At 65.3% G+C, this 12,130-nt stretch carries 11 protein-coding genes; 5 read left to right on the top strand and 6 right to left on the bottom strand.

Features of this window, described 5'->3' with window-relative positions; translation table 11 throughout:
* Positions 1-15: 15 nt before the first annotated feature.
* The 4 genes from ACNFJ7_RS13985 (at position 16) to ACNFJ7_RS13970 (ending at position 2,770) form a co-directional block, all read left to right on the top strand.
* Positions 16-678 (top strand): hypothetical protein, encoded by a 663-nt coding sequence (locus tag ACNFJ7_RS13985; protein WP_019367588.1) that lies wholly within the window; start codon positions 16-18, stop codon positions 676-678.
* Between the two features lie 9 nt (positions 679-687).
* Positions 688-1,095 carry an acyl-CoA thioesterase gene (locus tag ACNFJ7_RS13980; protein ID WP_019367589.1) on the top strand — a complete coding sequence of 136 codons (408 nt, stop codon included), beginning with the start codon at positions 688-690 and terminating at the stop codon, positions 1,093-1,095.
* Between the two features lie 67 nt (positions 1,096-1,162).
* Positions 1,163-1,855 (top strand): extensin family protein, encoded by a 693-nt coding sequence (locus tag ACNFJ7_RS13975; RefSeq protein ID WP_019367590.1) that lies wholly within the window; start codon positions 1,163-1,165, stop codon positions 1,853-1,855.
* Between the two features lie 39 nt (positions 1,856-1,894).
* Positions 1,895-2,770 (top strand): LOG family protein, encoded by an 876-nt coding sequence (locus ACNFJ7_RS13970; protein WP_019367591.1) that lies wholly within the window; start codon positions 1,895-1,897, stop codon positions 2,768-2,770.
* A 9-nt stretch (positions 2,771-2,779) separates the two neighbouring features.
* Here ACNFJ7_RS13970 and ACNFJ7_RS13965 read toward each other — a convergent pair whose 3' ends face one another.
* From ACNFJ7_RS13965 to ACNFJ7_RS13940, 6 genes are all read right to left on the bottom strand, one after another.
* On the bottom strand, positions 2,780-3,805 hold the full coding sequence (locus ACNFJ7_RS13965; protein ID WP_037512597.1) for an alanine racemase: 1,026 nt from the start codon (positions 3,803-3,805) through the stop codon (positions 2,780-2,782).
* A 9-nt stretch (positions 3,806-3,814) separates the two neighbouring features.
* A complete protein-coding gene (locus ACNFJ7_RS13960; RefSeq protein WP_019367593.1) occupies positions 3,815-5,401 on the bottom strand; it encodes an MFS transporter in 1,587 nt (528 codons plus the stop codon).
* Positions 5,402-5,477: 76 nt separating this feature from the next.
* Entirely contained in the window at positions 5,478-6,164 is a 687-nt protein-coding gene (locus tag ACNFJ7_RS13955; RefSeq protein WP_236704521.1) for a StrG-like protein, read from the bottom strand.
* Entirely contained in the window at positions 6,161-7,090 is a 930-nt protein-coding gene (locus tag ACNFJ7_RS13950) for a hypothetical protein (RefSeq protein WP_019367595.1), read from the bottom strand. Before ACNFJ7_RS13950 ends, ACNFJ7_RS13955 begins: the two co-directional genes overlap by 4 nt.
* 50 nt (positions 7,091-7,140) lie before the next feature.
* Complete coding sequence (locus ACNFJ7_RS13945) at positions 7,141-8,493, bottom strand: SAM-dependent methyltransferase (RefSeq protein ID WP_019367596.1); 1,353 nt, start codon at positions 8,491-8,493, stop codon at positions 7,141-7,143.
* A 205-nt stretch (positions 8,494-8,698) separates the two neighbouring features.
* Positions 8,699-10,570 carry an ABC-F family ATP-binding cassette domain-containing protein gene (locus tag ACNFJ7_RS13940; protein WP_019367597.1) on the bottom strand — a complete coding sequence of 624 codons (1,872 nt, stop codon included), beginning with the start codon at positions 10,568-10,570 and terminating at the stop codon, positions 8,699-8,701.
* Positions 10,571-10,702: 132 nt separating this feature from the next.
* Between ACNFJ7_RS13940 and ACNFJ7_RS13935 the strand changes: the two genes are divergently transcribed.
* A complete protein-coding gene (locus ACNFJ7_RS13935; RefSeq protein ID WP_019367598.1) occupies positions 10,703-12,109 on the top strand; it encodes a M20/M25/M40 family metallo-hydrolase in 1,407 nt (468 codons plus the stop codon).
* The last annotated feature ends 21 nt before the right edge of the window (positions 12,110-12,130 follow it).

Raw genomic sequence — 12,130 nt, 5'->3', positions numbered from 1 at the left:
ATTCTTCGTTCGCAAATGTCCAAAACGAAAGAACATTGGATGCGCCTGACCCCTGCCCTGCTCGCCGTCTCCCTCGCCGCCTGTTCGAGCGGTGGCGAGCCAGCGGGTGAGGGAAATGCAGCCTTCAACGCCCTGCCTGCCGCCAACGCGGTGCAGCCGGACAACGCCGAGGCGCCACTGGAGCCGCTATCCCCACCGGCGCCGGGGCAACCCGGCGGGTTGCCCGACGATCGGACGCCGGTGAGCGAAGCGCCCTTCACGCCCGACAGCGCACAGGGCGCGGCCAATGTGGTCCAAACCTATTATGCGCTGATCGAGGCGGGCCGATACGCCGATGCCTGGGCGCTGTGGAGCGACGGTGGCAAGGCGTCGGGAGGCGATGCCGCACAGTTCGCGACGCGCTTCGCAACCTATTCCGAATATCACGCTAATGTGGGCGCCCCGGGCGCGATCGAGGCCGGCGCGGGCCAACGCTATGTAACGGTGCCGGTGCAAGTCTATGCCCGGATCCGGGCTACCGGGAAGCCCTTCTACCAACTCGGCGCTGTAACCCTGCACCGGACCGGCGACATCGACGGGGCGACGCCCGAGCAGCGCCAATGGCGGATCCGCGCGATCAAGTTCGAGGACGATCCGGGCCGACCGACAATAGCTGTCCCCGGCGGTGATCATCGCTAGATTGGCGCCATGGCCCGCTTCTCTCGCACCATCACTGCCGGCTCGGCCGATATCGACGAACTGGGGCATGTGAACAACGCCGTCTGGGTCGCGTGGATTCAGGACATTGCCGTGGCGCATTGGAATGCACGCGCGACCGAAGCCGAGCGCGATGCCTGCGTCTGGGTCGTGACGCGGCACGAGATCGACTATCGCGGCAATCTGCGCGCCGGCGAGCAGGTGACAGCCGAAACCTGGATCCCCGATCCGCCACGCGGCGCACGGTTCAACCGCCACGTCCAGTTCCTGTCCGGCGACGGCAAGGTGCTGGTGGCGGCGGTGACCAGCTGGGCGCTGCTCGATCGTGCCAGCGGCCGGCTGATGCGCGTGCCGGCCGAGATGGCCGATCGTTTTCGCGAGACCGCCACCGAGGCCTGACGAAGCGACTCGCACGCGCGACGGGCGGTGGTTCGCGCCAGCACCGATTTGCCCTATCCTGCCACCAATGGTTTCCCGGCGCGTCCCCCTTTCGCTGGCGGCTTTGGCGCTGCCCTTGCTGCTTTCGGCCTGCCTGTTCGGCAGCGGCGGCAGCGAAAAGCGCCCCGCACAGAGCCGCCAGCCTTCGCGCGGCCCGATCACGCTCCGCGAGCCCACGCCGCGCGACACGCAGCAATGCTTTACCGATCTTTCTCGCAGCGGCATTCGCTACAGCCCGTTGCCCGATCGCGATTTCGGCGGCGGATGCGTGGTGCGCGGCGCCGTGCAGCTGCTGGACATCGGCGTGCCGGTGAGTGGGATCAAGTCGATGCGGTGCCCGCTTGCCCGCGCCTTCACTGGCTGGGTGCAGTTCGCGGTCGCACCGGCGGCGCGGCAGATGCTGGGCAGCGATCTGGTGCGGGTGGAAACCTTCGGCACCTATTCCTGCCGCGCCGTGGTTGGGCGGCCCGAATCCGCGACCAAGCTGTCTGAGCACGGGCTGGCCAATGCCGTCGACGTTTCCGGCTTCGTGCTGAAGGACGGCCGGCGCGTGACGATCCTGCGCGACTGGCAATCCTCCGACCCTGCCGTCCGCCGCTTCCTGGAGGCAGTGCACGGATCGGCCTGCAAGCGCTTTGCGACGGTACTGAGCCCACGCTACAACGCGGCGCACCGCGATCATTTCCACTTCGACATGGGGCGCGGGCCCTTCTGCGCTTGACGCTTTCCAAGCGCGCCGGAACGTCCTAATCGGCCTTGGATGAGTGACACGAGAGTCCCGTCGCGCGTCTTCCGTCCCGCCCAGGAGGAAGCGGAAAGCGCCAATACCGCCACCGGCACCCCGCAGACCGAGCACCCCGCCTATCGCTTGGCGTTCCAGGACATGGACTTCCTGCTGCGCGAGGATCTGCGGCCGATCCGCTTCCAGCTGGAACTGCTGAAGCCCCAGCTGCTGCTGGACGAAGCCAATATTGCCTCCACCTTCGTGATCTATGGCTCGGCTCGAATTCCGGAGCCGGCCAAGGCAGAAGCCGTGCTCGCGCTGGCCGAAACCGAGCAGCAGAAGCGGATCGCGAACAGCCTGGTCGCCAAGTCGAAATATTACGACGTGGCGCGCCGGCTGGGCCAGATCGCCAGCAACTTCCCGCTCGATGCGGCGGGCAAGCGCCACTTCGTCGTGACGTCGGGCGGCGGCCCGTCGATCATGGAAGCAGCCAATCGCGGCGCGCAGGATGTTGGCGCGGAGACGATCGGGCTGAACATTGTGCTACCGCACGAACAGGCGCCGAACCCCTATGTCACGCCGTCGCTGAGCATGCAGTTCCACTATTTCGCGCTGCGCAAGATGCACTTCCTGCTCCATGCGCGCGCGGTGGCCGTGTTCCCGGGCGGGTTCGGCACCTTCGACGAAAGCTTCGAACTGCTTACGCTGATCCAGACCGGCAAGATCGATCCGATCCCGGTCCTGTTCTACGGAAAGGAATTCTGGAACCGCGTCGTCAATTTCGAGGCGCTGTGCGAGGAAGGCGTGATCTCCCCGCGCGACCTGAACCTGTTCCACTTCTGCGAAACCGCTGAAGAGGGTTGGGAAATCGTTCAGGACTTCTGGCGGAACAAGGAAAAGCCGGCCGCCTGAGGGCGCCGGCTATTCCCATATCCGATCGAACCGTGCGCCCAGGCCGGTCAGCAGCTCATATTGCGAGAGTCCGCTGACTGCCGCGGTTTCAGGCAGGTCATAGTCGATCGCGACCCAGTCGCCCTCGCTCAGGTGCGGCGCGGCGTCGACGCTCAGCGCGGTCAGGTCCATCGAGATGCGGCCTAGCACGGGCAGCACCGCATCCCCTGCCCGGCCGCGCCCGCGATCGGAGAAGCAGCGCAGATAGCCATCGGCATAGCCGAGGTTCAGGATCGCCACTTCCATGTCCCGCGGCGCGGTGAAAGTGGCATTGTAGCCGATCGTCTCGCCGGCGGCGACGCGGCGCCGCTGCAGGATCTGCGCTTCGGGCGTCGCCACCTGGCGAATGCCGGCATGGCCGTCGCGATATCGGCCGCCATAGAGCGCAATGCCGGGACGGGTGAGATCGAAATGATAGTCTGGCCCGAGCGCGATGCCCGCGCTGTTCGCCAGGCTCATCCGTCGCGCGGAGGTGCGGCCGGCCAGCGCGGCGAAGCGATCACGCTGACGACCATTCAGCGGCACATCCTCCTCCGCCGAGACCAGATGGCTGAGCAGCGTATCGATCGCGAGCCCGTCGAGCAGCCCTTGGGCAACCTGTTCGGGCGAAACGCCCAGCCGGTTCATGCCGGTATCGACCATCACGTCGCAGTTGCCGCCGCCAGCCTCGCGCCAACGCCGCACCTGCTCGGCGCTGGCGAGGACCGGGCGAAGCTGGGGCGGGCGATCGGCGAGGTCTTCGGCACGGATGCCGTGAAGCACGGAGAGGCCGACGCCCAGATCGGCCAGTGCGCGCGCCTCGCTCCAGGTAGCGACGAAAAAGTCGCGGCAGCCCGCCGCCGCCAGCCGCTCGACCACGCCCCGCGCACCCAGACCATAGCCGTTCGCCTTCACCGCCGCCCCGCACGCTGCGCGGCCACTCAGCCCATCGAGCAATCGCCAGTTCGCGACGAGGGCGGCAGCGTCAAGGCGGAGACGAAGCGGAGAGGGGATCATGCCCCGCGGTTAGCGCCCTCGTTCGCGCAACGCCACCGTCTCCTTCAGCCCCAGCATCGTCACGACCAGCGCCATCGCCACCACTGCCATGGTGTACCACAGCCCTGCCACCGGGTTCCCGGTGCGCGCGACGATGTACTGGCTGATGAAGGGAAGGAAGCCGCCGAAATAGCCGGTGCCGATGTGATAGGGGATCGACATCGACGAATAGCGGATGCGTGAGGGGAACATCTCGCTGAGCAGCGCCGCCACCGGGCCGAAGGTGGCGCCGCACAGTGCCATCAGCACCGTCATCGCCACCAGGATCATTGCGATGTCGAGCGGCGGCGGCACGATGCGGTCGAAGCGATAGCCGGCATCCTTCAGCGCGGCATCCACCGCAGCCGGTTCTGTCTGCGGCACGACCTGCCCGCCGATCGTGACGACCACGCTGGGCGCCGTGTCGGTGGTATAGATCACCCCGCGCTTCGACAGGTGGTCGAGCATCCGTCCGCATTCGTCGCGCTGAACGGCCGCGAAGGGATCATAGGCGCAGTGCGGGCCGGAGACGACCACCGGCGCGCGCAGCGCCGCCTTGGCCAGGCTCGGGTTTGCCGCACTACCGATCACGTAAAAACAGGGGAATAGCAGCAGCAGCGTCAGCGCATAGCCGATGACGATCGGCGGCTTGCGACCTACCCGGTCAGAGATTTTCCCGAACAGGATGAAGAAGCCCACCCCGATAAGCGCACCTGCGCCGGTGATCAGCTGCGCCGCCGTCTGGTCCAGCCGCATCGGGCCGGAAAGGAAGGACAACACCGAAAACATCGACGTGTACCAGATCACGGTCAATCCGGCGGCGATGCCGAACAGCGCGACCGCAAGCCGGCGCTTGTTGCCGGGATAGGTGAAGCTTTCAAGGAACGGGTTTCCCGCGGTTTCGCCTGCCTCCTTCATCGCTCTGAAGACCGGGCTTTCGGAAAGCTTGAGGCGCATCCACAGCGAAATCGCCAGCAGCACCATCGAGAACAAGAACGGCAGCCGCCAGCCCCACGCATCCCAGACCGGCGCAAAACCGAGCTTGAACAGCAGCACCACCGCCAGGCTGAGGATGAAGCCGCCAACGACGCTCGCCTGGATGAAACTGGTATGATAGCCGGCGCGGCCGGGCGGAGAGTGTTCCGCCACATAGATCGCGGCGCCGCCATATTCGCCGCCGAGCGCCAGCCCTTGTGCAACGCGCAGCACCAGTATCAGGATCGGCGCGATTGCACCGATCGTCGCATAGCCGGGCACCAGCCCGATGCCTGCGGTGGCCAGCCCCATCAGGGTGATGGTGACGAGGAAGGTGTATTTCCGCCCCATCCGATCCCCCAGAAAGCCGAACAGCACGGCGCCGAGCGGCCGAAAGCCGAAGCCCACCGCAAAGGTTGCCCAGGAAAGCAGCGTCGCCATCACCTCGTTCCCGGAGGGGAAGAAAGTGCGGCCGAGGATGCCGGTAGCGGTAAGCGTGCCCCAGATGAAGAAATCATACCATTCGAACACGGTGCCGAGCGACGATGCGCCGATCACCATCCGCATCTCGCCCGCGGTTGGTTCGCGAACCCCCTCCGTCATCCTGTTCTTCCTCCCAGCCCGCGCCGGTTTTACAGGATTTGCGAAGAGCGTCGAGCGGCGGAATTGCGATCGGAAGCTAAACGGACACGCGGAAATCGAACGAAATCCTGGTGCCGCCGCTCATATTGTCGAGCGTGCCGTGCTGCAAATGCGTGCCGTAGAACATCAGCGCCTGGCCATATTCCAGCGTGACGGGCTGGAAGTCGCTAAGGCCGGGCGCGGATTCGAAGTACAGGCTGTTGCTGCCATAGACGCGCGTGACCGGCAGCCAGATATTGAGCGCGGTATCGCGCTGGCCATATTCGCGATCGGTGTGGAACCGCAGGATCGCGCGCGATCCATGAAAATTCACGCGCATCATCGCCTGCGGCTGCTGACTGACGATGCGCGTCACAAAGTCCGAAATGCGATGATGGATAAGGCTGTCTAGCAGCGGCATCGCGCGGTCGATCACGGCGGACCGCAGCGCCTTGCTCACGTCCCAACTGTTGCGCAGCGTCGCGGTGTTCGGCAGCGCATGCACCGGATCCGGTGGGTTCCAGCGCGGATCCTGGTGCAGCGCCTCCAGCGAATCGGTGCCAAAATAGTCGCGGACGACTGCCCGCAGATCCCAGCGCCGAACATCATAGTCGAAAACGAAGGCCATGGGCAGGCGATTGGCGCCCAGCGTGATGCTGTGGTCGCTCAAGCGGCCGTGATGTGCCTGCTCCATAGCCATCGTAAGAACGTCGCTCTGCGGCATGGGATGTGGTTCGGCGTTCACGCTGCCTTGGCAAGCCGCACCGCATGCCGCAGCAACCCTTTTGCTGCGCGCCGGTCCACATCGGGCCGCAGCAGCTTACGAGTTCCGCCAGAGGGATTGTTGGTATCCTGGGCTGCGATGACTTCCACCACTTCCACGATCACTTCGGTCATCACTTCGGTGGTGACTTCGGTCGTCACTTCCGTGGTAACCTCCGTCGTGACTTCCGTGGTCACTTCGGTGGTAACTTCCGTCGTCACTTCGGTGGTTTCGCTCACCATGACGGCGATCATCATGATCGTCGGCGCGCCGGTGGTCGCGGTCGTGCCGGTGACGTTGACATAGGTGGGCTGATCGCCCGCCGTCCACATCATCCCGTAGAAGGTGAGGTTGCCGCTGCTCTTGGCGAACTGAAGGATGGCGTTCTGGGGATTGCCGTCGGCGCTGAACCAGGCAAGCTGATCGATCTCGCCGCTCGAGGTCTGCTCGCCCGTATAGACGGCCTTGTTCACCAGCGCGCCGGAATAGGTGACGTTGGGCGCTTCGATCAGCAGCGTCTGCCCGGTTGAGGTCGCCTGGCCGCTGCTGGTGACGCTGTAGAGGTTATAGGTACCGTTCCAGGTGGAAAGCGATTGCGATGCCACCCCTGCATTGCCGAACAGGTTGTTCGACGCCGGCAGCGCGGCGCTGCCTTGCGCATATTTGCCGACGAAGCCGTTGACGCCCGAGCTCTGGTAGAATGTGAGGCTCGCGGAACTGCCATTGCCGCTGCTCGCCGACCAACTGACGGCAGTACTGCCGCTGAAGCTGGGATTGACGATCGCCACACCATTGACGGAGATCGACTGCGTACTCGTGTCGATCACGACGGGCCCGGGCACATAGGTGGTGCCGTCCGGCTGGAGCCAACTCGTCATGTAGGTGCCGGATGGATCGAAGCTAGCCATAAACCTCTCCTTTCGGGATCGATGCACGCCATCCTGGGACGGCGCAGTCCTCACGCAGTTACGAGTTCCGAGCTTTCGGCGGCATCGTCATCATCTTCGCCGACGACGACATGCTCCATTGCGCGGGTGATGGCCGCCGGCGTGGTGGCGTAGCCATGCTGCTGCAACCAGGCGCCGACGACGCCCTCATATTCGCCGAGCGGCATGGTGCCGCTTTCCACTTCGGCTGCGGCTGCATCCTGCAGATCGTGGTAGGCGCCCGCCAGTTCCGGCCGCAGCAGCGCATCGCCGACGAAGCGAGTCGCTTCCTTTTCCGGATCGCGCTTGAACATCATGCGGGTGACCCCGTGATGCTGCATCAGCAACTGCCGTCGCTCATCTGCCGTCAGGCCCTCACGCCGTTCGAGATAGGCACGAGGTTCGAGGCGGAACGCATCCTGCGCGCGGGGATCGAGCGCCAGTTCGAGCAGCGTTTCGTAGAGCGGTTCGGACGCGAAGCTGAACTTGTACCCGGGTGGCACCGCATGATTGTGGTTATTGCGCCGCGCCACTTCGGCCAGCACGGCATAATCCTCGCGGTTGCAGATCAGCGGATCGCGCCGCGCCTCGTTCACCTTCACGAAGCCCAGCCGCTGTCGCATTGCATCGTCTGCAAGCGCAGCGTCTTTGGCGGGCAGGAAGAAGGTGGAGATGCCGGACACCGTCCGCTTCACCTCCGGATCCCGATAGTCGGCGATCCGGTGGCGATCGATCGTCGGCTCGCCCGAAAACATGTTGGCGACATAGTTGATCGCGATATGATCGGGGCCGTAGATTTCTTCGAGATAATCGAGCAGCACCTCGAACTTGTCGTTCTGATACCCGCCGAACTTGAAGCCCAGGTCGCCGATGCATCCCACCTGCCACAGCACGAAATTGGCGCTCGTATCGATATGGCGGCGACGCAGCAGGAAATCGGTCGCTTCGTAGATCTGGAGGCCCGGGACGCTGGGATCCACACCGAGATCGGCGTAGAGACAGTCTTCTGCGGAAACCGCCGGCAGCATCACGGCGTGATAGCCTTCGCTGCGGGCGATCGCGATCGCGTTGTGGGAAGGTGTGACGAACACGCCCGGATGGCCATAGAAGAGAGCGCAGACATATTTGCCCGCGCGCACTTCCTGCATCGTTCGCTCGATCATCTGCGTATAGGTGATGATCCGTGACTTATCGTCCGCATAATATTGGTATAGATCGAAGCTGTTCTTATTCTGCTTCTGTATCCATATATCGGTGACCGGATCCGCTGCAGCATAGAGCACGATATCTGCGTTACGAATGTGCTGCTGCGCTTCCAGCGTAAAGTGCGAAACCGCCTTGATGCCGGAACCGATGACGACAAGCCTCCCCTTACCCTCTTCCATATGTCCCTCGCTAATTGACGGCATCTTCTGAAACTACGTCAATCAAGAGCGGCATTCACCGATGTTCGGAACTATAATGGAGGAAGACTATAGAGGACTTTGGTCCGTTACGGGTTCATTTCTACAGAATATGGTCGTAGCCACGATGGACGGCGACTCCGCGAGTCCCGCTTGCCGCTGCAGGCGCCAGCCGGGCCCAGTCGCGTCAGGGCGCGAGCTGTTCGAGCGCTTCGCTGGCTTCCATCCAGATCAGCTCCGCCGCCTCGATCTTCGCGGCGACATCGGCGCGGCGCTTCATCAGGTCGGTCATGGTCAACTTGGTCAGCGCGGGCTCGGCATTGGAGGGATCGAACATCGCCTTGTCGAGCGCCGACAGCTGACCCTGCAGCTTGACCACCTCGGCCTCTGCCGCCTTGGCCGCCTTGCGCAGGGCGTTGCCCTTCTCGCGCGCCTCGGCAGCGGCGCGGCGTGCGTCCTTGCGGTTTTCCTTCGAGGCGCCGCCCTTCGATCCCGCCGGATCCTTGGCGAGCACGAAGGCGATATAATCGTCGAGGCTGCCGTCGAACTCGCGCGCAGTGCCCTGGTCGACCAGCACCAGCCGGTCCGCCGTCATCTCCAGCATGTGGCGATCGTGGCTGACCACCACGACCGTGCCGGTATAGCCGTTGAGCGCCTGAATGAGCGCCTCGCGCGCGTCGACGTCGAGGTGGTTGGTCGGCTCGTCGAGGATCAACAAATGCGGCGCATCGCGGGTGATCAATGCCAGCGCCAGGCGTGCCCGCTCGCCGCCCGAAAGCTTGCCGACCTTGGTCGTCGCCTTGTCGCCCGAAAAGCCGAAGCGGCCGAGCTGCGCGCGCACCGCGCCCGGGCTGGCCCCCGCCATGTTGCGCGTCATGTGCTGCAGCGGCGTGTCGTCGCGGTCGAGTTCCTCCACCTGATACTGGGTGAAGTATCCCACCTTCATCTTGCCGCTGCTGTTGATCGCGCCATCCATCGGCGTCAGCTGCGCGGCGAGCAGCCGGGCGAGCGTGGTCTTGCCGTTGCCGTTGCGGCCGAGCAGCGCGATGCGATCGTCGGGATCGATCCGCAGGTTGAGCCGCTGGAGGATCGGCGTCTCGCCATAGCCGACGCTGGCCATGTCGAGCGTGATCAGCGGCGGGCGCAGCTCGTCCGGATTTGGGAAGTCGAAGCTGAGCGAGGGATCGTCGACCAGCTCGGCGATCGGCTGCATCCGGGCCAGCGCCTTCTGCCGGCTCTGCGCCTGCTTGGCTGTCGAGGCGCGGGCCGAGTTGCGCGCGATGTAATCCTGCAGCTTCTCGCGCTCGGCCTGCTGCTTGGCGCGCGCGGCGGCGAGCTGGGCCTGGCGCTCGGCGCGCTGGCGCTCGAATGCGTCATAGCCGCCGGGATAGAGCGTCAGCTTGCCGCGCTCGAGGTGCAGGATGTGATCGACGACATTGTTGAGGAAGTCACGCTCGTGGCTGACCAGCAGGATCGTCGCCGGATAGGACTTCAGAAAGTCCTCCAGCCACAGCACCGCTTCGAGGTCGAGGTGGTTCGAAGGCTCGTCGAGCAGCAGCAGGTCGGGCTGCGAGAAGAGCAGGCTGGCCAGCGCCACGCGCATCCGCCAGCCGCCCGAGAAACTCTCCAGCTCGCGGTGCTGCATCTCTTCGTCGAAGCCGAGCCCGACCAGGATGCGCGCCGCGCGCGAAGGCGCGGCATGCGCGTCGATCGCGATGAGCCGCTCATGGATCTCGCCGATGCGATCGGGATCGTGGCTGGTTTCGCTTTCCTCGAGCAGCGCGGCGCGCTCGATATCGGCGGCGAGCACCGTCTCGAACGGTGTGGCGGTGCCGCCGGGCGCTTCTTGCGCGATATAGCCCAGCTTCGCGCCGCGCGGCATGTCGATGCTGCCGCCATCGGGTTCGAGCTGGCTGGCGATGACCTTTACCAGCGTCGACTTGCCGGCGCCGTTGCGGCCGATCAGGCCGATGCGTCCGCGCGGCGGCAGCTTGGCCGTGGCGTTGTCGAGGATCGTGCGCCCGCCAAGGCGCACCGTGATATCGGTGAGGTTGAGCATGATCGGCAGCCGCCTAGCGCAAGCCGGCGGCCGGCACCAGCCGCTGGGCGCGCCCGGCACAGCGATTGCGCGCCCGATGCTGCCCCTTGGCCGGGGTTGCCGCCGTCGCGCGTCGGGCGTAGCCGGACCGGCATGACCGACTCCACTCTCGCCTTCGCCGATGCCCAGCTGGACGCCAGCATCGAGCGCCTGGCCGCGCTGATGCGCGTGCCCTCCGTCTCCACCGATCCCGCCTATGCCGCCGAATGCCGCCGCGCTGCCGAGCAGCTTGCCGCCGAACTGGCCGAGCTCGGCTTCGCGGCCCGCGTTGCCGATACACCGGGCCACCCGATGGTGGTTGCGCACCATGACGGCGACGGGCCGCACGTGCTGTTCTATGGCCATTACGATGTGCAGCCGGTCGACCCGATCGCGCTGTGGACCCGCGATCCGTTTGATCCGTGGATCGACACGCGCGCAGACAGTTCGAAGACGATCGTCGGCCGCGGCGCCTCGGACGACAAGGGCCAGCTGCGCACCTTTATCGAAGCGTGCCGCGCCTGGAAGGCCGCCGAGGGCCGACTGCCCTGCCGCGTCACCATTCTGTTTGAAGGCGAGGAGGAATCGGGGTCGACCAGCCTGGAGCCGTTCCTTCATGCCCATGCCGAGGAACTGAAAGCCGATTTCGCGCTGATCTGCGACACGCTGATGTGGGATCGCGATACTCCCGGCATCACCATCGGCCTGCGCGGCATGGCAGCCGGCCAGGTGACGGTGCGCGGGCCTTCGCGCGACCTGCACTCCGGCCTCTATGGGGGGGCGGCGCGCAATCCGATCCAGCTGCTCGCCGGCATCCTCGGCGAGATGAAGGATGCGGACGGCCGCGTCACGCTCGACGGCTTCTATGACGGCGTGCCGGATACCGATCCGACCGTGCTCGAAAGCTGGAACAAGCTGGGCTTCGATGCGGCCGACTTCCTGGGTGAAGTGGGCCTGCGGGTGCCGGCCGGCGAGGCGGGCAAGACGGTGCTGGAACAGGTCTGGTCGCGCCCGACGGCCGAGATCAACGGCATCTGGGGCGGCTATATCGGCGAAGGCTTCAAGACGGTGATCCCTGCCGAAGCCCATGCCAAGGTGAGTTTCCGACTGGTCGGCACACAGGACCCCGATCAGGTGTGGGAGGCGTTCCAGGCGCATGTCCGCCGCCGTCTGCCCGAGGATTGCTCGGCCGAGTTCGTCACGCGCGGCCCCGGCAGCTTCGCGATCAGCCTGGCGAGCGACAGCGGTCCTTTGGCAGCCACCCAGGCCGCGCTCGATGCAGAATGGGGCAAATCCGCGCTGCTCGGCTGCGGCGGATCGATCCCGGTGGTCAATTCGATCCGCTCGATCCTGGGGATGGACAGCGTGATGGTCGGCTTCGCGCTGCCCGACGACAACATCCATTCGCCCAACGAAAAATACGAGCTGAAGAGCTTCCATAAGGGCATCCGTTCCTGGGTTCGGATCCTCGGTGCACTCGGTGAGACGACCCGAGTCCAGGCGGAGACCACCGTAGCCTGACGCCCATTGACGCCGGCACGC

This window comes from Sphingomonas sp. HT-1 (genome assembly GCF_048568905.1).
Lineage (GTDB): Bacteria > Pseudomonadota > Alphaproteobacteria > Sphingomonadales > Sphingomonadaceae > Sphingomonas.
Note: the sequence above shows the minus strand (reverse complement) of the source record. Positions and strands in the feature narration are given on the sequence as shown.